The organism is Chryseobacterium sp. SG20098 (assembly GCF_031844745.1).
Taxonomy (GTDB): Bacteria; Bacteroidota; Bacteroidia; order Flavobacteriales; family Weeksellaceae; genus Chryseobacterium; species Chryseobacterium cucumeris.
Genome location: NZ_CP134622.1, coordinates 257,517 through 283,225, shown reverse-complemented (window position 1 = coordinate 283,225; position 25,709 = coordinate 257,517). Strand labels below are relative to the sequence as shown.

The following is a 25,709-nucleotide window of genomic DNA, read 5'->3' as shown; positions in this document are numbered from 1 at the left end:
ATTTATTTTTTTACTGAATATATAGTAAAAATTATACTTCTCTTCCTATTATCCTTAATTTATCTTTCAATCATAATATTATTCTGAACTTCAATAGACTCTTCGTGAATCGCTTTGAATACTTTTTCAATAAACTCCTGAGACATTCCAGTTTCTTTTGCTTTTTGAGTAGCGTATTCTGTAATGACTTTCCAACGTTCAGGCTGGAAGATTGCAATGTCATTTTCCTTTTTAAGTTTACCGATCTTTTCAGAAATTTTCATTCTTTGAGAAAGAAGTTCAATTAACTGGAAGTCAAGATCAGAGATCAAAGTTCTGTGTCTTCCCATCTCTCCTTCAAAACCAGCAAGATTAGAACTTCTCACTTTCAGATTTCCGATAAGGTCTGCAAGAACTTCCGGAGTAATCTGCTGAGAAGCATCACTCCACGCCTCATCAGGATTGCAGTGTGATTCAATGATCGCTCCCTGGTATCCTACGTTAAGTGCTTCCTGAGTAATATCAGCAAGACCAGTTCTGTTTCCGCAGATGTGAGAAGGGTCAATTAACATTGGAATATTTGGAAACTGGCTCTTGAAATCAAGGGCAATCTGCCAGTTCGGGTTGTTTCTGTATTTAGTTTTCTGGTATGTTGAAAACCCTCTGTGAATAACTCCAAGGTTTTTAATGTCCTGTCCTAAAAGTCTTTCCAAAGCTCCGATCCATAAAGCAAGATCCGGATTTACAGGGTTTTTCACAAATACCGGCTTATCAGTTCCTCTTAATGCCATTGCAATTTCCTGTACCGTAAACGGGTTCACTGTAGAACGTGCTCCAATCCAAAGAACATCTACATCTGCTTCAAGGGCTGCGAAAACGTGGTGTGCGTTGGCTACTTCAGTCGCTGTTTTAAAACCATACTCTTCTTTTACTTTTTTCAGCCAGTTCAAACCGATCACTCCTACTCCTTCAAAACCGTTTGGTTTGGTACGGGGTTTCCAGATTCCTGCACGGAAAACTGACACATTGGCATTAGATTCTTTAATTCTCCTTGCCGTTTCAAGCATTTGAGCTTCACTTTCTGCGCTACATGGTCCTGCAATCATTAGAGGCTGTGTAAGCCCATCGATCCATTCATTTTTTAAATCATTTAAATTCATTCTTCTAAATTTTATTGTTTTTTTATATAATTTTTTCGTTAACAGCAATAGCCCTTTGGATTATAAAATTTAATTTATAATTCTTTTCAAAAAATGCCGTTCAAAATTGTTTAAAGGAATCAGGAAAATAATAGGGCTCTACTTCTCCTGTATTTTTTGGAAAGAAATTCAGTTACCAGTACCAATAAAATCGGTAATACGTTCTGAAATTTCTATAATAAGAAGCAGAAAAACTAAAATAACCGCTAAAAAAGTAATTAGCGGGAGCAAAAAAAGACTGATATGTGTTAGTCAAATTTTCCATTTTATTCTGGAAATGTCTTTATTTAGCGTTTCTGGTTGTAATTTGCTTTTGTCAAAAAATTATTTTCGACAGAAATATTTGACAAATATATAAAAATTATGTCAAATCAAACTTCATTAAATCATCAAGATCTTTCAAAAGTGGATTTTTTTCTATAAATTTTTCAAACATTTTTCTTTTCGTCACCACTTCAATCTTCAGATTTTCAACGTCTCTGACGTATTCTACCTCAATAATATGATTCTGAATTTTTCTTTTAAAATGGTTAAAAAATTCTCCACTTATTTTATCAAATTCTACTTTTGCAGAATCTGAAGGGAACAAAACTTTGATTTTATGCTCATCTGCTTTTACCAGTTTGAAGGTCTTGACAGCATTAAATACAAAATTATTTTTTACCTGAAGCTGTTTAAGCATAATTTTCCATTCCATCTGCAGATCTGTATCTGTAAAATGGTTCTGAGGAAGATTATCCGATTTTATCACAACATCTTCTGTTGTTTCGACTTTATCTTCTTTATTCAAAAAGGAATTGATGCTGAAACCGGAAGAGATTCCAGGTCTTGATAATGGTCTGGTGGTTTTTGTTACTGAAACTTCCTGAACTGCCTGAGAAGCTGCAGGTAGCTGTTCTGCTTTAACTTCTTTTTTCTCCTGGGCATTTTCCGGCATCTTCACTTCCTGCTTCTCACTGAGAAACGGAGCCAGTATCAGGAACTTTTTTTTTTAGTATCACCCAAATTAGCTGTCAGTGAAGCCAGCTGCATTAAAGCAATTTCAACCGTAAGTCTTGGGTTTTTGGAATTCTTATAATTAATATCTGCATGGTTACAGATCTCAATACCATCAATAAGCTGCTGGGCGGCCCATTTCTGTCCTTGTTCTACAAATTTAGCCTTGGTTTTCTCTCCTACTTCAATGAGTTCCATGGTGGAAGCATTCTGTGCCATCATCAGATCTCTGAAATGATTTCCTAATCCGGCAATGAAAATATGGGGATCAAAACCTTTCTTGACAATCTCATTGAATGCAAAAAGCACTTCAGGAATTTTGTTTTCCTTGGCGAGATCCACAATATTCAGATATTGATCATAATCCAGAATGTTAAGTACTTCGGCGGCTTTTGCCAGGGTAATATTTTTCTGGGAGAAGGTAGAAAGTCTGTCGAAGATAGAAAGTGCATCTCTTAATGCACCATCCGCTTTCTGAGCAATCAGGTACAGAGCGTCATCTTCATACTGGATATTTTCTTTTTGGGCAATATTTTTCAGATGACTTTGAATGTCTTCAATGGTAATTCTCTTGAAGTCATAAATCTGACAACGGGATAAAATTGTTGGAATAATTTTATGTTTCTCCGTTGTAGCCAAAATAAAAATAGCATGAGCAGGCGGCTCTTCCAGCGTTTTAAGGAAAGCATTGAAAGCGGCAGAAGACAGCATATGAACCTCATCAATGATATATACTTTGTATTTACCAACCTGAGGTGCAAAACGTACCTGATCTATAAGTTCTCTGATATCATCTACAGAGTTATTGGATGCAGCATCCAATTCATAGATATTGTAAGCAAAGCCATCTTCTGAAACCGAGCCATCTTTCTCATTGATTTTTCTTGCAAGAATTCTGGCACAGGTAGTTTTACCCACACCACGAGGACCGCAAAAAAGTAATGCCTGAGCTAATTGACTTTCTTCAATTGCATGTTCTAAAGTATCCGTAATATGGGATTGCCCTACAACCGTATCAAACTCCTGAGGACGATATTTTCTTGCAGATACTATAAAATTTTCCATTGGCCAAAAGTAAGAAATATAGTTTTAATTTGAAAATTAAAAGTTTTCAAATTATTAACAAAAACGTATTTCTGCTCAAATCGGAAAACTTTCAATTTCTACTTCTTTTTGCTGTATGCAAAGTCGATCAACTCAACAATAGCGGCTTCAACCTCTTTTCTTCCTTCTTCAGTTTTCAGATCGATACCACAAAACTTATTGGCGTTGTACCCTGTATAGAGGTTGAGATAGTAAGCTCCGGAAACAATCAAAGCCATAATTGCTCTGTGTCTTGTTGCTACTCCTTCACCAAAGTAAGGATCTGAGATGTTTCCAAATAAAACTTCTCCAACTTCTTCACGTTGTTCAACCAATTTCTTAAGGATAGGTTTACTTTCTGAAAGTTCCCAAAGGATGATCTTCTGAAGTTCTTTATTTTTCTTCAGGTTTTCGAACTGGTTCAATACAACCATTTTAGTAAGTTCGTGACCACCGTCTGAGAAATCCATATCAACATCCTGGTTGACCTGGCTCCAGTAATCCTGAGATTTGATATATTCATCGATCAGCTTATCAGTACTTCCAAAATACTCATAGATCAATTTTTTATCAAATCCGGCAACAGCAGCTATCTTGCTTACTTTTAATCCGGAATATCCTTTTACTCTTAAAATTTTACCAACTGCAGCAAGCAGTTTCTGCTTTGTTTTTTCTTTGTCCCTAATGGGGCCCTGCACTACTTTTCTAGGCATAATTATTATTTTTTCGCAATATGCAATTTTTTATTAATATCATCAAACGCATTAAGCGTTTTGTCGAGATGTTCTTTTTCGTGTCTTGCCGTAACACTCATCCTGATACGTGCGTCCTTTCTTGGTACAGCCGGATAAAGAATCGGGTTGGTATAGATTCCCATTTCTATTAGTAGTTTTCCAACATCTCCTGTTACATAAGGATCTCCAATTTTTACGGGAACGATCGCAGAGCAGGTTACTCCTGTATCTAATCCTAAATCGTCAAGTCCTTTTTTGAAATAATTGATGTTATCCCAGAGTTTTTCTCTCCAGATAGGTTCTTCGTCAATTAAATCAATGGCTTTAACAATTCCTGCGGATGATGGTGGAGCTGTAGCTGAGAAGATCTGCTGGCGTGAATGGAATCTGATGAATGCAGCTATTTTTTTATCTGCAATGACATAACCTCCCAGATTTCCAAATGTTTTGCTGAATGTACCTGTAATGATGTCTACTTTATCCAATAACCCAGCCTGTTCCAAAGTACCTCTTCCGGTTTCCCCAAGGATGCCGACACCATGCACGTCGTCTACCATTAGAAAGGCATTGTACTTTTTCACAAGGTCATAGATCTCATTAATTCGGGAGGTATCACCATCTTGGGAATATACTCCGTCCACAATAACGAGTTTCGTACGGTACAGATTTTCAGATACCTTCAAAATGTGTTCCAAAGATTCCAAATTATTGTGCGGAAATGTTTTTTTATTGGTAAAAGCACATCCTTCATGTACACTGGCATGCACTGCCATGTCTAAAATAGCAAGATCTTCTTTCTGCATTAAGCACTGTAAACTAGCGCTGTTAGCAGTATATCCGGTAGTAAACACTACGGCTTCATCTTCTGTTCTTTTAAAAAAACTTGAAATTCTTTTTTCTAAAGCATTGTGATAATCAAAGTAGCCACCGATAAGAGGTGTAGCTCCTGTTCCCGTTCCATATTTCTCTATTCCTTCGATAGCGGCCTGCTTTACTTTCGGGTGTTGTGTAAATCCTAAATAATCACTTGATACAAAACTAACAAATTCTCTGTTTTGGTCTGCAATATTTACATTTAGTATTGCATTGGTTCCTGAAGTGTTCTTCAGTCTGTAGTTCATGTGTCCGTTAGACTTTACAAAGTCTAAATATTCATAAAAAATCTCAGCCCTTTGAGCCATATCATTATCTGGTATATTCTCAAAGTCTTTAATAGTTGCTGTTGTGAAATTGATGCTCATCCTTAATCTTGTTTGTTGTGGTTTAAAAGAAACAAATATATAACTATTTAAAAGGCTTAAGCGCCTCTGTTAAGATTAAATATTATTAAAGACACAATATTTTTATCTTATTATCTGGAAACCAAAGTATTTAAATAGACATCTATCTTTTTTAACGTTTTTCGCTTTTGAATTAATTAGTTTTTTCTTACCTAAATTTAATAAAAAAATCAAACAATAAAGAAATATTAATATATAAATAATAAAAAAATGCAATTATTTTTTACAAACAGCTCATTTATAAAAGATTATTTTTCTATTATTTTAACATTTTAATTCACTAAACAGCATTAAAAATACAACAATTCGATCGTTCAAATCCCTATCCTGAGACAAAAAACAGCGCAAATCTCTTGCAATAGCAATATTAAACAAAAAAAGTAGTCAATTTAAACTTTTTGGGAATTTCTGAAATTTCCGGGAGTAAAGCCGGTCATTTTTTTGAAAAATTTTGAAAAATTTTGAAAAATTGGAAGGATCATAAGTAAAGATACGGGCAATTTCTGCCACAGATCGATCGGATCCCACGAGCATTTGCTTGATCTGAAGAATAATTTTTTCATCATAAAAGAAACAAGGGTGCTGTCCGGTTTCTTTTTTAACGGTATCGGTAAGGTGCTTATGGGAAACCGCAAGCTCTCTGGCGATCTCATTCAGCTCCATAAATTCAGAAGCAGCACCGGAAATAACGTCCTGGATATGCTTGTCTAAAAAAGTAAAATACTGCCTGGTAATTTCTTCGCTTCTTTTCATCGTATATGTTTCTTGCTAATGTGTATTCAAGATATAAATTTAATCATTAAGATACAAAGTAAAAAGGTAAGCTTTTCGGATATTTCAAGCTGGATATTTAAGAAAAACTGTCTTTAAAAGCTTGTATAGAATTTTTTACTTTCAGCTTTTCCAGGATATTCTGACGGTGTCTGTTTACCGTATTGACGCTTATAGAAAGCAGGCCTGCAATTTCTTTGCTTGCATATCCCTCTCCTACACATTTTAAAACTTCTAATTCTCTGGGGCTTAAAATATTTTTATAATCGAGCTTATCTTTTACAACCACTTCCCCTTTGATTATATTGACAATCATAAAATCAGGAGCACCGGATGAAGTCAATGCAATATTATAAAGACAAAGAGCGAGCCTAAGTCTGCCGTTATCGGGCGAATAAATATAAAACATACGGTGTTTCACCCATCTGTAGTCTTCATTTTTATCCTTCATCCTTATTTTTGAAACCACACTATATGCCGTACGTTCTTCTATTTCCATGGTCTCCAGCAATTTGAAAAAACGGAGTTCATGGATGTATTTTTTCAGGCGGTCATCAGGGTGTATCTTTTTCAGCATATCTTCTTCCCAGATGGAGTCTATTTCCGCAGGGTTTTCCTCCATCTTTAGCCCAAGTTCATCTGCTGCCGCAGATTTATAAATAAAACTTTTATTCTCCTGCATATCGCTCAGTACACATATTGCACCTTCCATCTGAGAGTATGCCAACGCTCTCTGTTTATAGATCTCTAGATCAAGCTGGCATTTTTTCAAGGCGCTATCCAGTAATTGATCACTAAGCTGTTCACGGATTTCCATAATGGTTATTTATCAGTATTGACGCAAATGAAGTTTAATAATACTTTTGCTAAAATAATAATTTACCCTTAGAACTTATCCCAAAGAGAATGAAGAAACTGATTTTCTGCTTTTGCGCCTTATCCCTGATTCAAAAGTTTTCCGCCCAGAGTCTTGAGAAAATGACCTGGTTTAATGAACCTGAAAAATGGGAAATCAAAAACAACAGCCTTTCTATGTTTGTAACACCACAGAGCGATTACTGGAGGGTTTCACATTATGGATTCACGGTAGATGACGCTCCTTTCTACTACACCACATATGGCGGCGAATTTGAGGCAAAAGTAAAAATAACCGGCAGTTATAAAGCAAGATTTGACCAGATGGGTCTTATGCTGAGGACAGATCAGGAACATTATATCAAAGCCGGAGTAGAATTTGTAGATGGCAATTACAATCTCAGCACTGTAGTCACCCACAATAAAAGTGACTGGAGTGTCATTACATTAGAAAAAGCACCTCCTGCCATATGGATAAAAGCGGTGAGAAGACTGGATGCTGTTGAAATATTTTATTCTTTTGATGATAAAAATTATATCATGATGCGGAATGCACCTTTTCAGGATAACATTCCTGTAATGGTTGGATTAATGGCAGCCTGTCCTGACGGAGAAGGATTCAATGCTGTTTTTGAAAACTTCAGAGTAAAACACCTGCCGGATCAGCGCAGACTCAAGTGGCTTGAAACCCATCAATAACGATTGAATTACACTTCAATATACAGTCAATTTTATTTACCTCCCACCATTTCCGGGAGGTTTTTTGATTTAAAAAGGGATTCTGAATATTAAAAAATAAAAAAGAGACCGTACTAAAAGTAAACAGTCTCTTTTGTTGTTGAGATAAAAACCGTTTGTGTTCTTAGAATCATTATTTAGACAATAAAGCTTCTTAATTGTTGTGAGAATATTTTTGCAAAAATATGAATATCCATAAGCCCTGACAAAGTTATCATGTAGAATAAACCATCTTTTTTTTGTCGAAGTTTTACTACAAAACAAATTAAATTAAACTTTTACCATTCATATAAAAATTAATAAAATTATTCAGACATGATAATATTTCTCATTTATAAAATTCTAAAACAATTCAGAAATCCAGCACAATACAGAGGTCTATAAAAGATAATTTAAAATGAATGTGATATAAATTTATCACTTATTATTGAAATACAACAATGTGTCAAAAAAAATTGAATGGCTTATTGTCTGCAATACATGATAAAACTTATAGAAAACAAAATATGCAATACTAATTTATCGCCATAATTTCACTATTTTTACACGATCAAAAAATATAAAACACAAAAGACCAGAAAACTTCAATGATAAAAATTTATTCTCAATCGTTCCTGCCTTTTAAAAAAACTTTGACTTGTACAAATACTATTATTAACCGTCTATTGCATTAGCAGCAGATATATATCAGTTTTGCACATATATGAGAGTTTGGGCATTAATTTTTGCTTGTATCTATCTAAACATTTTCGGGCAGCACTATACATCTACGTGGTATAACATAGATAACGGGCTTCCCCAAAGCAGTGCAAAGGCCATTGTCAAAGACAAATATGGCTTCATCTGGATTTCTACTGAAAACGGACTGGTAAGGTATGACGGGAGTTCTTTTATTACCTTTAATAATTTCAGGGTAAATAATCTTCATTTTGGCGAATTTATAGGAGATCCGTGCCTTGACAGCATCACCGTTCTTAATAATTTCCAGGAAAATAAAATTATTATCAGAAACAGATTTCCTAAACTGGCAAGCCTTACTAAGGGTGATAAAATGACCTATTGCAATGGTACCGATATCCTGCACCGTATTGCCAATAATATCATTACATCGGATTTCTATAATGACGTCCAGTATTTTATTCAGCTTAGAAATTCTGTTTATCATTTTACAGAAAAGAATGCCATCATCTATAAGGAAGGAAAAAAGGAAATAAAAATTGCTTTCCCTTTTACCAATAAAGACCTGAATTACATCTTTGTACTGAATAATCACCTTTTCGTCAATGATCTGAAAAAAAGAAAGACCTACTCCATCTACAAGGGGCAGCTTTCTGTTTCTGATCAACCTACACTTTTTAACCACCCTGATACGAAAATATACTGGCAGCAGATTACCAATCAGACTTTTATTATCAACCACGACAACATTTATCTTTTAGAAGGTAACGAAAAGGATCTCCGTTTAAAATTTCTTGTCAATTTTGAAGAAATCGGAAATCATTCCTACTGCTCGATGTTCTATGATAAAGCGTTCAACAAATTGTACCTGGGAACGCTTAATAATGGTCTGAATGTTCTTCAGCTTTCCAATTTCTATGTATCGAGAAAAGAAGCTGATTTTTCCAGCAATGTATATTTCGCATCTCTTCCTTTCAGCCAAAGTACAATTATTGCTGAGGACGGAACAGAATTCGGAAGAAACGGAATTGTAAACAGCCATCTTTTCGGAAACAATGACAATTATCTGATGATGTATGACGATTCCGGAAATATTCTGATCAAAAAGAGAAACCATATCGTCAGGTTTTATAAAAATTCGGGATATAAAAAAAAGGATTCCACTTTTGTTAAAAAGGGACTTGAAACATTTATGAAAAGCGGAAGCCTTTACGGCACTACCTTCACAGATCTTTCAGGCACTCAACTCCATCTGTACAAAAAGGATATATTCAGCCAGCCGGATTACACCTATACTTTTAAAAGTTTTGTCAATATTTTTCATCAATATAATGAGAATGAAATTCTGACCGGAAACAGCGACGGCCTTTATTCCATAGCACTACGAAGCAATACCATAACTCCTTTGATCAAAAATATTCATGTCAAAAGTATTATCAGGACAAAAGATAATCTGATATGGATTACAACAGAGAAAAACGGCTTCTATCTATTCAGAAATCATAAGCTGATCAAGATGCCAAACGATGTGAACAATTATCTCCAGTCGGCTCATTATATTCTTGAAGACCAGAAGGGATATTATTGGATTTCGTCGAATAACGGGATGTTTAAGGTCGCTAAAAAACAATTACTGCAGTATGCGGAAGGCAAAAAAACTTCTGTTTTTTATTATCGTTTCACCAAAAAAGACGGTTTCCTGACCAATGAATTTAATGGAAGCTCGGAGCCTAACGCCTACGCTCTTCCGAACGGAGATTTTGTATTTCCTTCAATGGACGGCTTTGTATTCTTCAATCCGGAAAGTATTCAGACTTATTATCCGGGAAGAAATAACATTTATATTGAACGGGTAAAAATCGGAAATTCTGAGCCTCAGTATTTTCATCAGATCCTTGATTTGAAAAATGATTACAAAACAGCGGATGTCTTTATTGATATTCCTTATTTTTCCAATCCTGAAAACCTTTACATTGAAGCAAAAATATCAGGAAAAGAAAATACCGAATGGGAAAAGATTGCCACAGGAAAAGAATTAAAATACACCATCAGCAACCTTTCTCCCGGAGATTACACCCTGAGGGTAAGAGTATTGATTTCTGCTGACGGGAAATATGAAGAAAAGGTAATACATTTTAAAATTCAGCCTCTTTTTTATCAGACCTTGCTTTTCAGAGTGTCTGCGTCCATTATTATCCTTATTATCATCATCATTATCGTTCAGTTAACCACTAATTTTCTCAGGATAAAAAATAAAGCTTTAAAACAGATTGTTCATAATAAAAACTCTGAACTGAAGGAAACCTCTCTTCACCTGGAGCTCGTAAAAAACAACCTGCAGAAAGAAACAGAATATCAGAAGAAACTGGTGGAAACTATCAGTCATGACATTACCACTCCCATCAGATTTATTGCTATGCTTTCTCAGAAATTACATGAATCTGATGATGTAGAACTTCAGAAAAAATACTTTGACAGTATTTATAAATCTTCCGAACAGCTGTATCAGTTTACCCTGAATTTGAAAGAATACACTGAGCTCTATAAAGCTGAAAATATTTTCGAAGAAAAGGAATATCCCATCAACAGAATCCTGGAGACCAAGAATAAACTGTTCTGTGAAATTGCCAAAGAAAAAGGAACTACGATCACCAATCTTACTGAGGGCGTCATCTATTCCAGGGTAAATGAAAGTATTTTAACAGCCATTATTCATAACCTCCTTGATAATGCTGTTAAGAATACCTCTCAGGGAAACATTACCCTTAGGATTACCGAAAATCTACAAAAATCCACAATAATAATTAGTGACACAGGAACAGGAATGTCTGAGGAACAGATTGCTATCTATATGAATCTGTTCAGAAATCCAAAACTGGAAACCCCCAGTTTTAAAGGAAAAGGATTGGGTCTGCATATGGTTATCCATCTGGTAAAAAAGATCAATGCTGAAATGAATTTCAGGCAAAACCATCCTAAGGGAACTGTTGTGGAAGTAACGCTCAAAAAAAACTAATCTTTATGAATGAAAAAATTTTAATTGCTGATGATCATTATGTAGTAAGAGCAGGAACCTGTTTGGTTCTTGAAACTGCTTATCCGGGTCTGAATATAGATTTTGCTGAAAATTATGACCAGGTGAAAAAGAAACTTGAAGATCAGCGGTATGACCTAATTATTTTAGACATTGATATGCCAGGAACCCAATATAAAAAAATGGTTCCGGAGCTTAAAGATATACAGAATGACCTTAAAATTCTCATATTCTCAGGATATGATAAAGATGTAGCCATCCAATATATCAGGGAAGGGGCTGAAGGCTATCTGAATAAACAAAGCAGTGAAGAGGAAATTAAAAATGCGGTGAAAACGGTCATTGAAAAGGGATATTTCTACCCTGCAGAGCTGATTGGTCTTATTATTCAAAACAAAAGAAATAATCCCGTAGAGAAGTTATCATCCAGGGAATACGAAATCTTCAAACTTCTGGCGGACGGTAATGGCAATCTGGAAATCGCCAACAGGCTCAATATTCAAATGTCTACAGTAAGCACTTATAAAAAAAGAATTTTTCAAAAGCTTAATGTTGGAAATATTGCTGAACTGATCAAAGTCTATGAAATGATGCATTAAAACGGGGCCGGAAATCCATAGTATTCCAACCCCAGAAAAAACACAAATCTCATGAGATTTTAACAGCTAACCCATTGATTTTTTATGCGTTATTTTTTATCATTGTATTTTTAGAATCATCTGTCGGTGTACTAGTACAGTCTCTGTACAGAGAGAAATAACTCCCTTGTATTATCAGAAGTATTGGAATCTGTGGTTGTAGCATCGCTGCTTCCTGTTGTAGATTTATTATCTACACGGAATGCATAATACACTCTGTACCATCTTGGCTCCGGTTCCTGTACTGTAATATCAAATGTTACCGTCTCATTATGGGTTTGAGTAAGATAAACACCATCATCAAATTGTCTGTAAGCTCCCGGTGATAATTTAATATTTCCATTATCAGAATCACCGGTATGGGTAGACATTTCCGAAACCCAGATTTTCACATCTGAAGTTCCTACATTGTAAAGTCTCGGATTAAAAGTGGTAGCCGCTCCCGTACCTGCTGAACTGCTGTTAAACTGGGCATCAAGTCTTAGAAAACCTCCCAAAACCGGAAGATCAGTAAGATAGGTACTGGCCAATGTATTGGCTCCCGAAGTACCTGCAGGAATGCTTCCGTGATAATAGATTAAATCTCCAATGGGAATATCATTATCTTGTCCCCCAAAAGCAAATTTCCAGGTAGTTCCGTTGAACATATAATAGCCGGCTTTATCTACTTTTGCTGTTTTTACAGAAGGAACAGTTACAGCCTGTGTTACATACACCAAAGCTCCAGTCTGAGCTGCCAGATAAACATTATCTTTAGCTCTTAACTGATCTCCTGTCATTCGGGGAGCCATCACTCCATCAGCCGCAGTAGCCACATCGGGCTTTCCTTCTACATGCAAAGTTACTTTAGGGGAATCTGTATTGATCCCAACCTGGGAAAATGCCGCTATTGAAAAACACATCATAATGCTGGCAAGAGGTAATTTTATTTTTTTCATTTTAGTATATTTGTTTAAAAATTATTTGATTTATTTAAAAATTGAATAAATCGTTTAGGGTTAATTGAAAGATCATCAATCAGCCTTTGTTGAGCTAGCTGGTGCAAAGTTATTCGGACTGACAAATCAAATCCATGAATAATCAATGAAAAACAGGAAACAGCTCATAAAACACAAGTTTCTAATAACCAGAAAGTTAAACCAGTCATTTTCTGAAATCTGACTGTTAAGAGAAAATATTGGAATGATTTAAAATTACCTTCTGCCACAAATGACCACCGAAAAAGACATAAAAATTGAACAGTACAAAAGACAGCTGGTGTATTATTATAATATTCTGATGTCGGTTATTCTTGCCCTATTTGGTTTAATATTTACTTTTATTATTCCCGATAAAATAATGGCCTGGTATCTTTTCGGAGGACTTTTTTTAATGGTCTATACATATCTGATTGTACGCAAATCCTACTCGGTGAATGTCATGGTGCATTCCTACATTATTATTGCGACACTTTATAATTTTTACATTATGCTGGCTTTCTGGAACAATTCTATAGCGAGTTTTGTCTGGCTTATTCCGATTCCGCTGGCAGCCTATGTTTTCTTTCAAAGAAAGTATGTTTTTATTTACAGCATGTATGTTTTGCTGAATATTATAGCGGGATACCTTATTTCTAAATCTTTCAGATTTAAATTCCCGATACACCAACCAGAAGATGTAAGAATTACCGATACCATCCTTATGATTTCCAATGTAGCAGTCATTGCACTCCTGCTCTATTTTAAGGATAAAATAAAACGGGTTGAAATTTACCATGAAATTGAGGAGAAAGCCCAGAGTACAGCAATACAGCCGGTTCCTACAGCAGACAAAGCTCCTTTTGCGGATGAGCTGTTTGAAAAAATTGAATCAGTGATGAGAGAGAAACAGCTGTATAAAGATGTTAATTTTAATATTTCAAAGCTTTCTACAGAAATGGATATTAACAGCAGTTATATCTCAAAATCAATTCGTACAAAAGGATATCCCAACTTCAATAATTACCTGAATATGCACAGAATTGAGTGTGTAAAAAGATTACTTCATGAAAATGACATTGAAAAAGTAACCCTTATGTATATTTACACAGAAGCAGGATTTTCTAATCAGTCTACCTTCAACAGAGTTTTCAAACAGATGGAAAATATTACTCCTTCAGAGTACATCAACAGTCTGCAGCTTCATTGATTTGTTTCGCCAATCAATATCATTGAGATAATGATTTTTAAATTCGGAAAATAATCAGGAAATTTACATCACTTAATTTTTCCATCAAACCACTGCATTTTAATGCAAAAAAATCATGAATTCATCTGAAAAAGCACTTCAGGGAAGCTCACGTTTCCGATATATAAAACTTTGTATTTTCTTTTCAGGACTTTCGGTTTTTGCACAGCTTTATCTTTTCCAGCCGATGCTGCCTATGGTTGCAGAGCAGTTCGGAGTGTCTGTAGGTGATACTTCCCTGCTGGTTTCATCATCCACAATAGGTATGGCATTGGGATTACTGTTTTTTGCTTTTAAAGCAGACAGCTATTCCAGAAAAAGTCTTATGGTTTTTTCGCTGATTTCATCTGCCATTCTGACTATTATTTCTACCTGGATTCCAAGTTTAAGTCTGCTCATTGCTATCGGAGTATTGAAAGGATTTGTTGTTTCAGGCGTCTCAGCAGTTGCCCTTGCCTACCTTACAGAAGAAGTGGATGCTCTGGCAGTACCTGCAGCCATCAGTATGTATCTTAGCGGAAATACAATCGGTGGAATGAGCGGAAGGATAATGGCGACTCTTTTTGCAGGGGAATTCGGATGGCGTAATGCCGTTCTTCTGATCGGTATAGAAAGTTTTATTCTTGGTGCTGTATTCTGGAAACTGTTTCCGGAATCAAAATTTTTCAATTCTCAGAAAACAGATTATCATCTTAAGGTAAAACAGATGAAATTTTTCCTTACCAATCCTTACATGCTCCGTTTATATTGTACTGCAGCATTATTAATGGGTGTTTTCGTGAGTGTTTATAATTACCTGACATTCAGACTAGAGGCCAAACCATTTTCATTAAGCCACTTTATCATTGCTTTTATCTTTCTGATGTATATTTTTGGCGTCTTTGGAACGATGATCGTAGGCCGTCTTTCAAGGAGGTTTCCCATGAATAATATCCTTAAAGCATCCATTCTGACTATGATTATCGGAGCTGCTTTATTGCTGTCTGAAAACATTTATATGCTTATTTTCGGACTCGGGCTTTTCACCCTTTCATTCTTCGCTGCTCATACTATGGCCAGCCAGATGACCGCACTGTATGCCAAACGAGGAAAATCTTCTGCCACTTCTATTTACTGGCTTTTTTATTATTTTGGTTCAAGTATTCTGGGAAGTGGTACCGGCTACCTGCTTCATGTTTATTCCTGGAATGTTTTTATAGGAGTTCTTATGATAAGTGTTATAACCGCTCTTCTTCTTACCACTATTAATACCAATCCAAAAGCGGGAATAAAAAACTAATACCACATAGATACCACATCCAATATTTCATGATTATGGGACAATTCACGTATAATGTACTATTTTAACGTATTATTAATTTTTTATATCAAAAATTTAACCTAATATCCTTCAAAACAAGATTTAACAATGCAATGTCGGGCATACTATTTGCTATTTTACTAAAGACCATATCACCATTTAAAATCAAAATATTATGAACGTAGCAGATCTAAAAATCAAGAACTTGGTTGAGTATAAAAATCAGATTTATACCATTGCTGAGATCTTTCAAAATGTCGAACAGGCTTATTTTGTTAAAATTGAAAATGATATTCAAAGTATTTCGGTCCCGGCAGCATCCATTAAACCGATTAAAATAACGGAAGAATGGCTTGAAAAGCTCGGCTTTTCACGAACAGACAGTTCAGATCAGAGTATACGGTATGAAAGACCGGAAGCTTTTATAAAATATGATATAGACCTGAGTTCCAGAAAAATACTGGAAGGGCTGAAAATATACGGGAACGCCATAAAGTGTAAATATATCCATGAGTTTCAGAATATTTTTTCAAGCTTATTCGGAAAGGAAACTGTTTTACATTATGGTTATTTGAAAACAGAATCGTAGTTAAATATTTCTTAGTTGAGGAAGACCACAATTTACATGATAAATTGTGGTCTTCTTATGTATAATCGTTTCATCTTACTTCCGTAATTTAATATTTGCGTAAATTTGTGCCTATACGTACAAAATCTAATGATAGATACAGATACAATAGTTTCACAACTCATAGAACACTTTAGAGAAATTGTCTCTTTAAAAGACAATGATATTGACTGTATTAGTTCCAAATTAGAAATTATACAACTTAAAAAGAAAGATTATCTGCTTCGCGAAGGACAGGTTTCCAGACATATGCGTTTCATTGCACAAGGAAGTCTCTATGCGTACCACATTGATGAAAAAGGAAAAGAAAATACCACTCAGCTGGGCATTGAAAACTGGTGGGTGAATGATCTTTACAGCTATCTGAGTGAGCTACCTTCAAGAATGTTTATTCAGGCTAATGAAGATACCACCATCATCCAGATCAGTAAAAATAATCTGGAATTATTGTACAAAGAAGTTCCGGCTGTCTCAGAATTCTGGCGCCTGAAAATGCAATCTGCCTATGTTACTTTACAGGAAAGAACCTTTGAACATTCCCGCGTTGATGCTTATACCAAATACCGCACATTTGTCACTACTTACCGTAATATCGAACAGCGTTTTCCTCAATACATGATCGCTTCCTACCTCGGAATCACCGTTGAATACCTCAGCTATCTGAGAAAAAAACACCTGTCTGACGTTTCTTAAGATTTCTTAAGTTTATTCCGTTCCGGCCTGAATAATTTTGCTCACAGAAATTTAATGAGTGAAATATGAAGGCAAAAATTATCGCTATAACAGCTCTTGCATCAGCTTCCCTGAGCCTGAATGCACAGCAGCTTTCCTATACCCCGGATCTTGTTTTAGGACATCGCTCCTATACTTATATGCACAATATCAATTATCAGCTGAATGAACGGTTGAAACTGAACAATCTTACCCTATTTGATACAGAATATACCAAAGATAAAGAAAACATATTCTTCATCAGAAATACCCTCTCGTATAATCTTACCAAAAGACTAAGTGCCAATGCGGCATTGGGAATGAAAAATCCCGGCGCATTTTTCAGTATTTACCTGCAATATAAAATCATCCAGTCCTCCTATTCACTTTCCTACTCTATAGGAACTACGTATCAGAAAGGATTTTCTCTTGAACAGTCTGTATCATTTGAATACACCCCATATCTTACAGAAAATTTCAAAGGATACTTCAGTGTACTCGCTATTGGGAATCTTGATGACAGCGGATACCCCAGAGGGTTACAGTTTGTCAGATTAGGAGTAAAACAGAATAAAATGATGTACGGGCTGGCTTCCAATTTCGACCAGTTTAATAACGGAAAAAAGACCCTGGAAAATATCGGGGCATTTGTAAAATATAACTTTTAAATAATGATAAGAAATGAAAAAGAACATTGATTTAGGATTACTGATCACCAGAATAGCAATCGGATTTCCCATGTCTGTTTATGGAATCAGTAAGTTGATTCACGGAATTGGGTTTATTGAGGACATGATGATCATGTACGGCTTACCATCATTCTTTGCCTATGGTGTATTTGTGGGAGAAATTATAGCTCCTGTACTGTTGATCTTAGGATTCCGGGCCCGTCTGGCAGGATTAATCTTTGCTGCCAATTGCTTCACGGCTACCCTACTGGCGCAAACAGCCAATATTTTCAAGCTTAATGACTTTGGAGGCTGGGCGTTGGAACTGCTTGTCATCTATATGCTTGTAAGCTTAAGCTTTTTCTTTACCGGCGCAGGAAAATATGCAGTTTCAACCCAAAATAAATGGGATTAATCCCAATGAAATACATAAAGTGAACTCAATAAAAAGCCTCCCGATCAACAACCGGAAGGCTTTTATAATGATTGATCATTTACTGTGTTGAGAAAAAATTTTCTTTTCCGATAAGATAAATATTGATCAGCTCCTGCCTGTTGATATCAACAATATCTCCATTCTTGAACTTATATTTCTTTTGAAGAGGCTTCTCATTAAAGTAAACCTTACCTGAAGCAAGCAAGAGGTTCAGTTTAGATGATGAAAGCCCTAAACAGATTCGCATGACTGTTGAGACTCTCATATTAAAATCAAAAGAAGACTGTATTTGAAAAGAAATGAACTCATCTTCCCTATTCATAAGATCTTCTACGGGAAGATTGGGGTACAGAATTTCATATTCCACACTGTCCCAGTCGGCTTCCAGATTATTTTTTCTTCTCATTTCCTGTGAGAAAGCGTATTGCCAGGCAGTTTCCACATTGTTTTCTGAGAATTTACGGAATATTTCTTTACTGATTGATTCTGTTCTGATTCTTGAAAATACGGTCATATTATAGGTATTGCTGCATTTTACACACCGGTAAATCAGCCATATATCAATATTCTTTTTCTGGGCATTCAGTCTGAATTTATCACTGCATTGAAATCTGTCGCTGTTACATTGATTGCATTTCTTTTTGAGTAAGGGAGTATTTTTCGCTTTTACCTCCCAGATATATTGGGTATTCATTACTTATAATCGTGCTTAATATTCTTTTTGGATTTTTTCCATATTATTCACGCATTACAGAAAGGTATACCTCTGTAGTATAATTCAAAGATGAGGTAAGCTATAGTTTCTCTATGTAGTAAAGTTTTGATCAATAGCATTGGTCAAAGCCGGAATAGCAGAGATAAAGTCACCTTTAACAGTGAATACGATAAATAATATGATGAAATAAAAACCTGTTCGGGCAGAATTACCCAAACGAAAGAACGATCAGCCTGTGGTTACTGAGACTGATACTAAGCGAAAATAAGTTTAAGAGTTGTTCTCAAAACGTTTTATTTACTTGGTTATGATAAAAGTAGTCAATTTTATCGAAGAACAGAGCATTTTTCACAGGTAAATTCAAAAAACCAAATGGACAATCTCTAAAATGGACCATACAACAAAGAAAAATTGAACTTTACAACAAACCCGTCTTTTCCGTTTCTGCCGAACTTTGTGGTATTAAAATCATCAAAAATGAATCAGATTAATAAAATTTACATCAATGGCGAATTTGTTACGCCACGAGGAACAGAAACTTTTGATCTTATCAATCCCGTTACCAACCAAAAAACCGGAGAAGTGGTTCTTGGAAATGAAGAAGATACCAGAATGGCCATTGCAGCAGCAAAGAAAGCTTTTTCAACTTTTTCAAAAACAACAAAGGAAGAAAGGATTCATTTTCTCAGAAAACTGCATGAAGCTGTAAGCAAAAGAGAAGATGAGTTGGTTGCTGTTATGGTGAATGAATATGGAGGAACTTTACAGTTCAGCAGAATGAGTGTCCAAAATGCAATCTCTGCCTTTACAGCTACGATCAATACTTTAGAATCTTATGATTTCGAAAGAACGGTAGGACATTCCAAAGTACGTTTTGAATCTTTAGGTGTAGTTGGAATCATTACCCCATGGAATGCCAGCAACAGCTTTATCTGTAATAAACTGGCCACTGCCATCGCTGCAGGATGTACAGCTGTGATCAAACCCAGTGAAATGAGTGCGGCACAAACCCAGCTGCTTACCGAATGTTTTCATGAAGCAGGTTTACCGGAAGGAGTTTTCAACATCGTTAACGGATTAGGAAATGTAGTGGGAAATGAAATTACCCAGCATCCTGATATCGCTAAAATATCTTTCACAGGATCTACATTAACGGGAAAAGCGATTGCTAAAGGAGCTGTAGATACGATGAAAAGAGTAACCTTAGAACTTGGAGGGAAGTCTCCTAATATTATCCTGGAAGATGCCGATTTTGAAAAAGCAATTCCTACGGCCGTTTTCGGGGCTTATATGAACAATGGCCAGGCTTGCATCGCCCCTACCCGATTGCTGGTTCCTCAAAACAGGCTGGAGGAGGTAAATGAACTTGCTAAAAAAGCCGCAGGACAAGTAAAAGTAGGAAATCCTGACGAAGAAGACACTCTTGTAGGCCCAATGGTGAGTGTAAAACAATTTGAAAGAGTACAAAGTTATATCCGTCTGGGACAGGAAGAAGGAGCCGTTCTGCTTGCAGGTGGTGAAGGAAAACCGAAAGGTCTTGAAAGCGGTAATTTTGTAAAAGCGACCATCTTTACCAATGTCCGTAATGATATGCGTATTGCGCAAGAGGAAATTTTCGGACCTGTACTGTCTATTATTCCTTATGCCAATGAAGAGGAAGCCATTGCTATTGCCAATGATACTACATATGGTCTTGCAGCTTATATCAGTTCTGCCAACCAAGAACATGCAGAACGTGTAGCCGTACAGATTGATGCCGGAAGAATCTGCATTAATGGGTTTGCCCACGATCCTTATGCACCTTTCGGAGGTTTCAAACAAAGCGGTATCGGACGTGAGTTTGGTGTATTCGGACTGGAAGCTTACCTGGAACCCAAAACGATTCTGGCTTAATATGATCTTCTTCATAGCAAAATATCTCGGGATTACTTTGCTGTGGAGATTCTATGATCCTGAAAAGTTTTGTAAGTTTGAATAAGAATTGATCAAGAAATAACTTTTTGAGCTATGAGCGAAAATAATATTCCTTTTCCCATCAATTACTCCTGTCATTTTTCAGAATTCAGGGAAGGAGAACAGTTTGCACGGATTCACAGCCTCGGCCTGGTGCTCTCCGGGGAAATGGAACTTAATGATGGCATCACAAAAACGACATTTAAAGAAGGAGAACTCTATTCTGCAAGGAAAAACAGTTTATTGAAATTCGCAAAATATCCACCCAAAAACGGGGAAATCAGAACCATATCCATCTATTTTGACGATGCCATGCTTCATGACTTCAGCCGTGAGTATGGATATCAGGCAGAAAAAAAGGACAATGTCCAGGCCTATATAAAACCGGAGCAAAAGGCATTACATTCTTTTATGTACTCATTATTACCGTATGAAGATCTTCCTGCTTCTGAAGAAATACTGAAGCTTAAACAAAAAGAAGCTCTCCTCTTACTGTTGAATTACGATCCCGGCCTTAAGGATATTTTGTTTGATTTTTCCGAACCCTATAAAATAGATATTGAATCTTTTATGAATAAAAACTTTCATTTCAATGTCAATGTAGAGCGTTTTGCTTATTTAACAGGGAGAAGTCTGTCTGCATTTAAAAGGGATTTTCAAAAGATATTCGGAATTCCGCCAAGACAGTGGCTGCAGCTTCGGAGATTAAAGGAAGCCCATTTTCTGCTTACCCAAAAAGGAAGATCAGTTTCTGATATTTATCTGGATCTTGGGTTTGAAAATCTATCGCATTTCTCGTTTGCGTTTAAAAAACAGTTTGGCTATCCGCCAAGTGCTTTACAGGCAAAATAGTTCAGAAACACATGTTTATTATAAAACACAATAGTAAAACTTTACTTCAACAACATTTCACCGGATTACCATAATAAATCGTGCCATGAATATCATGGCACGATCTGAATAATTGAATCTAATTATTTCTAAAGTTTTTTAAAGTGCATATTCTATTGAAGCTTCTTTAGCAGCGGCAACCATTGCAATTAAAGCTTTTTCAGTTTCTTACCAATGTCTTGTCTTCAGTCCACAATCAGGGTTTACCCAAAGTTGGTTGGCAGGAATGACATTCTGAGCCTTTCTCAGCAATTCAATCATTTCTTCTTTTGAAGGAACTCTTGGTGAGTGAATATCGTATACTCCAGGACCAATTTCATTCGGATATTTGAAATCGGCGAAAGCATTCAGCAGTTCCATCTGAGAACGTGAACATTCTATGGTAATGACATCTGCATCCATATCGGCAATGTTTTCAATAATATCATTGAACTCAGAATAACACATGTGAGTGTGAATTTGGGTAGCATCTTCCACTCCGCTTGCTGAAATTCTGAAAGCTTCCACTGCCCATTTCAGATAATTCTGCCAGTCTGTTTTTCTTAATGGTAGTCCTTCTCTGATGGCAGGTTCATCAATCTGAATAATTCTGATTCCTGCTTTTTCCAGGTCCACTACCTCATCACGAATTGCCAAAGCAATCTGCTTACAAGTTTCTGAACGAGGCTGATCATCACGTACAAAAGACCACTGTAAAATCGTAACCGGACCTGTCAACATACCTTTTACCCATTTTTCAGTCTGAGATTGGGCATATTGAGACCAATACACCGTCATCGGAGTCGGGCGGGAAACATCACCGAAAATCACAGGAGGTTTCACACAACGGCTTCCGTAGCTTTGTACCCAACCGTTTTTAGTGAATACAAATCCTTCCAACTGTTCCCCGAAATATTCCACCATGTCGTTTCGTTCAAATTCTCCATGAACCAATACATCAATTCCGATGTCTTCCTGCCAGCGGATTGTTCTCTGCGTTTCCTGTTTCAATAAGGTATCATATTGTTCTGCAGTAAGCTCTCCTTTTTTAAATTTTGCTCTCCAGCTTCTTACTTCTGTGGTTTGAGGGAATGATCCGATTGTAGTGGTTGGAAATAATGGTAGCTGCAATACTTCCTGCTGTTCTTCTTTACGGATTTTGAAAGTATTTATTCTCTGAGCATCTTTTTCAGTAACTGAATTCACTCTCTGTTTTACCTGATCATTATGGATAAGAGAAGAAGTTCTTCTGCTTTCAATGGCTCTTTTATTTTCTTCAAATGCTTCAAGAACCTGTTCATTTTCCGTTCCGGATGCCAGTTGTTTAAGCGTTACGACTTCCTTTACTTTTTGTTTAGCAAAAGCCAGCCAGTTTTTAATTTCAGGATTAAGACTGGTTTCAAAATCAAGGTCACAAGGTGAATGAAGCAATGAACATGATGGTGCAATCAGAATTCTTTCAGATCCTAATTTCTCAACAGCTTTTCTGATGAAAGACAATGATTTTTCGTAATCATTTTTCCAGATATTTCTACCGTCGGTTACTCCTAATGAAAGGCCTAAGCTTTCCGGAATAACATTCAGAATATCATCTAACTGTTCAGGATTTCTCACCAGATCAATATGCAATGTATTCACCGGAAGGGAAACAGCAATTGATGCATTATCTTTTAATCCGTCAAAATAAGTGGCAACGATAAATTTCAGTTTCGGAAAACGTTTTCTGATTTCGGCATACACAGAAAGATACGTTTCTTTGGCTTTTTCTGTTAAATCCAACGCCAGAAAAGGTTCATCAAACTGAATCCATTCCGCACCCTGGTCTTGAAGTTTGGTTAAAATCTCTGTATAGACTGGAAGAAGATTTCCAGCCAGATCCAATTTATCGAAGCCTTCTTCTTTTTCTTTTCCTAATAACAGATAAGAAACCAGTCCGATAATCACCGGTTTTGCATTGATTCCCGCTTGTTTTGCTCCGGCAAATTCATTGAAAATCTTATCTGAGCTCAGTTTAAACTGTTGATTTTTATAAAATTCCGGAACGATATAGTGATAGTTGGTATCGAACCACTTGGTCATTTCCATGGCAGTGATATCCAATCCGTCTTTCTGATATCCTCTTGCCATTGCAAAATAAAGATCCAATTCAGTATTATTCTTTTTAAGCACCACTTCATGGTAACGTGTTGGAATGGCTCCTACTACAAGGCTCATATCCAACACCTGATCATAGTATGAAAAATCATTACACGGGATAAGGTCTATCCCTGCTTCTTTCTGGATATTCCAGTTTTGGTTACAGATAGTTCTTCCGGTATTCAGAAGTTCTTCCAAAAGGATTTTACCTGACCAATACTGTTCGCAGGCTTTTTTGAGTTCTCTTTTGCTACCAATACGCGGATAGCCAAGGATGTGAGTTTGCATTTTTTAAAACTTTTTAATTAAACTTATTGGGAAAGTTCTTTAAAAGGCTTCGTAATGTTTTATCGGAAGAAGTTTCAGGAAAGTCATGACATAGCAGACAGCGTAATTTCCTTTACAAAAGAAAATACCCGAATCCGATATATTATCTGTATGACCCCAAAGCTTCAGACCGCGAAAGCATTGTCAATTCAGTAAAGGCAGGTCTCCTGACTTGTAACAGTTTCCGTCATCCTTCCCGCTTTTGGCAGTGGATCTGCAAGGACAGAAACCTTTGGTGTGTTACTTACAGTTGCGCGACAGCTCGTGATTTGCACACGATTCCCTATTAATCTACGTTAAGTAAAACCTTTTCTGTTTGATGAAGTATCTGTAAAGAACTGTACTTTTACCTTTAACTATGGTCATCAGTAAAAGTTTTTAATTTTGTGTAAAATTAGCAATACAGAATAAAAATACAATTATTATCAAATAATTAAGCAAATTAAACTTTTAAAAACAAAAATAAAAGCATAAAATTCTGTACATTTGAATGTTTTAATCATTTAAAAGAATAATATTCTGTGGAACAATTCGATGATAAGGACTTACAGCTGCTAAGGCTGCTCCAGAAAAATGCTAAACTCACCGTTAAGGAACTTGCGAAAGAGGTAAATCTTTCTACCTCACCTGTTTTTGAAAGGGTAAAAAGGCTTGAACAGGAAGGTTTTGTTAAAAGATATGCGGCCGTTCTTGATGCCGAAAAACTGAATCGCGGATTTACGGTTTTCTGCCAGATCAAGCTCAAAATTCACGACAGATCGATAGGTTATGATTTTGTAAAGGAGATTTTAGAAATCGAAGAAGTTGCCGAATGTTACAATATTTCCGGGGATTTTGATTTCCTTCTGAAAGTTCAGGTACGGGATATGAAGCATTATCAGGATTTTGTATTCAATAAGCTTGGATCTGTGGATTCCATAGGGAGTACCCACAGTACGTTTGTGATGGCTGAGGTAAAAAATAACCATGGACTGACTATTTAATGGAATAAAACCGGAAAACCTATTTATTCTTCAATCCATTTTCTGAACGAGGAAGTATTGCTTTGGCTTGTGACAAGATGATCTTTCTGCCCTTTTATCTGAACGGAAAGTGTATTTTTATTGTATCGCTCTATTCTTTCAATATGATGTTTCTGAACAAGCTCACTACGGTTGATCCTGAAAAAATCAGAAGGATTTAACTGCATTTCAATTTCTTTTAAAGTAGATTCATTCAACAGATGTTTTTTTCCTGCTGTATCAAAAGCAAAAACAACTCCTTCTTCTGCTCCAAAGAAAGAGATCTCTTCCGTATTGATAAAATAAAGCCCCTGATGTGAACTGACAGTGAATCTTTTCTTATAATTTTTCTGTGTATTGTTGTTGTTCAGCATTTGCTGAAGTTTTGCCAAAACATCTTGTGGTTCTGAATGAGTTTTTCCTAATAAAAGAAATTTATCCCATGCTTTTTGGAAACGGCTCTGTGAAAAAGGTTTTAATAAATATTCAATTCCGTTGCTTTCAAAGGCATTCATCCAGAACTGATCATACGCTGTGGTGAAAATAACCGGACATGATATATTCACCTGATCATAGATTTCAAAAGCATTCCCATCCAATAATTCAATATCGGAAAAGATCAGATCAACAGATGAATTTTTTAAGAAAACAACAGCCTTTTCTACGGTATCAATTTCAGCAACAATTTCAATAGGAGTTTCCAGTCCGCTGATGAAACGTTTTAATTTGTTTCTTGCAGGAATTTCGTCTTCGATGATTACTACTTTTATCATA

22 protein-coding genes, 1 pseudogene and 1 riboswitch are annotated in these 25,709 nt (G+C 36.0%); of the genes and pseudogenes, 12 read left to right on the top strand and 11 right to left on the bottom strand.

All coding sequences use genetic code 11. The features are described 5' to 3' along the window. Window positions 1-59: 59 nt before the first annotated feature. The 7 genes from RHP76_RS01280 to RHP76_RS01250 all read right to left on the bottom strand — a co-directional run bounded on the left by RHP76_RS01280 (window position 60) and on the right by RHP76_RS01250 (window position 6,859). On the bottom strand, window positions 60-1,139 hold the full coding sequence (locus tag RHP76_RS01280) for a chorismate mutase (protein ID WP_047431451.1): 1,080 nt from the start codon (window positions 1,137-1,139) through the stop codon (window positions 60-62). A gap of 400 nt (window positions 1,140-1,539) precedes the next feature. Beyond that, entirely contained in the window at window positions 1,540-2,115 is a 576-nt protein-coding gene (locus tag RHP76_RS01275) for a DUF8439 domain-containing protein (protein WP_228432311.1), read from the bottom strand. A 38-nt stretch (window positions 2,116-2,153) separates the two neighbouring features. After that, window positions 2,154-3,239: a DNA polymerase III subunit gamma/tau gene (gene dnaX / locus RHP76_RS01270; RefSeq protein WP_120230828.1), complete on the bottom strand. Its 1,086-nt coding sequence runs from the start codon at window positions 3,237-3,239 to the stop codon at window positions 2,154-2,156. Window positions 3,240-3,337: 98 nt separating this feature from the next. Continuing rightward, window positions 3,338-3,970: a TetR/AcrR family transcriptional regulator gene (locus RHP76_RS01265; protein WP_034698548.1), complete on the bottom strand. Its 633-nt coding sequence runs from the start codon at window positions 3,968-3,970 to the stop codon at window positions 3,338-3,340. A gap of 5 nt (window positions 3,971-3,975) precedes the next feature. Next, on the bottom strand, window positions 3,976-5,232 hold the full coding sequence (locus RHP76_RS01260) for an aminotransferase class I/II-fold pyridoxal phosphate-dependent enzyme (protein ID WP_062670368.1): 1,257 nt from the start codon (window positions 5,230-5,232) through the stop codon (window positions 3,976-3,978). 423 nt (window positions 5,233-5,655) lie between these two features. Next, window positions 5,656-6,024: a helix-turn-helix domain-containing protein gene (locus tag RHP76_RS01255; RefSeq protein ID WP_409193515.1), complete on the bottom strand. Its 369-nt coding sequence runs from the start codon at window positions 6,022-6,024 to the stop codon at window positions 5,656-5,658. 97 nt (window positions 6,025-6,121) lie between these two features. Next, window positions 6,122-6,859, bottom strand: coding sequence for a LuxR C-terminal-related transcriptional regulator (locus tag RHP76_RS01250; protein ID WP_062670372.1), 738 nt, complete (start codon window positions 6,857-6,859; stop codon window positions 6,122-6,124). An 89-nt stretch (window positions 6,860-6,948) separates the two neighbouring features. Between RHP76_RS01250 and RHP76_RS01245 the strand changes: the two genes are divergently transcribed. The 3 genes from RHP76_RS01245 (at window position 6,949) to RHP76_RS01235 (ending at window position 11,946) form a co-directional block, all read left to right on the top strand. Continuing rightward, complete coding sequence (locus RHP76_RS01245) at window positions 6,949-7,596, top strand: DUF1349 domain-containing protein (RefSeq protein ID WP_311229290.1); 648 nt, start codon at window positions 6,949-6,951, stop codon at window positions 7,594-7,596. A 742-nt stretch (window positions 7,597-8,338) separates the two neighbouring features. Beyond that, window positions 8,339-11,329 carry a sensor histidine kinase gene (locus tag RHP76_RS01240; protein WP_062670377.1) on the top strand — a complete coding sequence of 997 codons (2,991 nt, stop codon included), beginning with the start codon at window positions 8,339-8,341 and terminating at the stop codon, window positions 11,327-11,329. 5 nt (window positions 11,330-11,334) lie between these two features. Next, the gene (locus tag RHP76_RS01235) at window positions 11,335-11,946 is read left to right on the top strand and encodes a response regulator (RefSeq protein WP_062670379.1); all 612 of its coding nucleotides are present in this window, start codon (window positions 11,335-11,337) and stop codon (window positions 11,944-11,946) included. 131 nt (window positions 11,947-12,077) lie between these two features. Here RHP76_RS01235 and RHP76_RS01230 read toward each other — a convergent pair whose 3' ends face one another. Beyond that, window positions 12,078-12,923, bottom strand: a complete 846-nt coding sequence (locus RHP76_RS01230) for a phage tail-like protein (RefSeq protein ID WP_062670381.1) — start codon at window positions 12,921-12,923, stop codon at window positions 12,078-12,080. Window positions 12,924-13,194: 271 nt separating this feature from the next. Here RHP76_RS01230 and RHP76_RS01225 point away from each other — a divergent pair, with 271 nt between their 5' ends. The 6 genes from RHP76_RS01225 (at window position 13,195) to RHP76_RS01200 (ending at window position 17,912) form a co-directional block, all read left to right on the top strand. Next, window positions 13,195-14,151 (top strand): helix-turn-helix domain-containing protein, encoded by a 957-nt coding sequence (locus RHP76_RS01225; protein ID WP_123278461.1) that lies wholly within the window; start codon window positions 13,195-13,197, stop codon window positions 14,149-14,151. Between the two features lie 115 nt (window positions 14,152-14,266). Continuing rightward, window positions 14,267-15,469, top strand: coding sequence for an MFS transporter (locus RHP76_RS01220; RefSeq protein WP_311229289.1), 1,203 nt, complete (start codon window positions 14,267-14,269; stop codon window positions 15,467-15,469). A gap of 196 nt (window positions 15,470-15,665) precedes the next feature. Continuing rightward, window positions 15,666-16,079 (top strand): hypothetical protein, encoded by a 414-nt coding sequence (locus tag RHP76_RS01215; protein WP_062670388.1) that lies wholly within the window; start codon window positions 15,666-15,668, stop codon window positions 16,077-16,079. A 129-nt stretch (window positions 16,080-16,208) separates the two neighbouring features. Beyond that, entirely contained in the window at window positions 16,209-16,811 is a 603-nt protein-coding gene (locus RHP76_RS01210) for a Crp/Fnr family transcriptional regulator (protein ID WP_120230822.1), read from the top strand. Between the two features lie 65 nt (window positions 16,812-16,876). After that, complete coding sequence (locus RHP76_RS01205; RefSeq protein WP_120230821.1) at window positions 16,877-17,497, top strand: hypothetical protein; 621 nt, start codon at window positions 16,877-16,879, stop codon at window positions 17,495-17,497. Between the two features lie 13 nt (window positions 17,498-17,510). Then, complete coding sequence (locus tag RHP76_RS01200; RefSeq protein WP_120230820.1) at window positions 17,511-17,912, top strand: DoxX family protein; 402 nt, start codon at window positions 17,511-17,513, stop codon at window positions 17,910-17,912. Window positions 17,913-17,991: 79 nt separating this feature from the next. Here the strand turns inward: RHP76_RS01200 and RHP76_RS01195 are convergent, their stop codons facing one another. Then, window positions 17,992-18,627 carry a DUF1062 domain-containing protein gene (locus tag RHP76_RS01195; protein WP_120230819.1) on the bottom strand — a complete coding sequence of 212 codons (636 nt, stop codon included), beginning with the start codon at window positions 18,625-18,627 and terminating at the stop codon, window positions 17,992-17,994. Window positions 18,628-19,125: 498 nt separating this feature from the next. On the opposite strand from RHP76_RS01195, the gene RHP76_RS01190 reads away from it, so the two are divergent. Next, window positions 19,126-20,541 (top strand): aldehyde dehydrogenase family protein, encoded by a 1,416-nt coding sequence (locus tag RHP76_RS01190; RefSeq protein ID WP_120230818.1) that lies wholly within the window; start codon window positions 19,126-19,128, stop codon window positions 20,539-20,541. 114 nt (window positions 20,542-20,655) lie between these two features. Next, window positions 20,656-21,453 (top strand): helix-turn-helix domain-containing protein, encoded by a 798-nt coding sequence (locus RHP76_RS01185; protein ID WP_120230817.1) that lies wholly within the window; start codon window positions 20,656-20,658, stop codon window positions 21,451-21,453. A 210-nt stretch (window positions 21,454-21,663) separates the two neighbouring features. Here RHP76_RS01185 and metE read toward each other — a convergent pair. Further along, window positions 21,664-23,895, bottom strand: a pseudogene (gene metE / locus RHP76_RS01180) (5-methyltetrahydropteroyltriglutamate--homocysteine S-methyltransferase); the annotation flags it as partial. A 178-nt stretch (window positions 23,896-24,073) separates the two neighbouring features. Beyond that, window positions 24,074-24,260, bottom strand: a riboswitch (cobalamin riboswitch). A gap of 195 nt (window positions 24,261-24,455) precedes the next feature. Here metE and RHP76_RS01175 point away from each other — a divergent pair. Further along, window positions 24,456-24,917 carry an Lrp/AsnC family transcriptional regulator gene (locus RHP76_RS01175; protein ID WP_311229288.1) on the top strand — a complete coding sequence of 154 codons (462 nt, stop codon included), beginning with the start codon at window positions 24,456-24,458 and terminating at the stop codon, window positions 24,915-24,917. Window positions 24,918-24,940: 23 nt separating this feature from the next. Here the strand turns inward: RHP76_RS01175 and RHP76_RS01170 are convergent, their stop codons facing one another. Next, window positions 24,941-25,708 carry a LytR/AlgR family response regulator transcription factor gene (locus tag RHP76_RS01170; protein WP_311229287.1) on the bottom strand — a complete coding sequence of 256 codons (768 nt, stop codon included), beginning with the start codon at window positions 25,706-25,708 and terminating at the stop codon, window positions 24,941-24,943. Between the last annotated feature and the right edge of the window lies 1 nt (window position 25,709).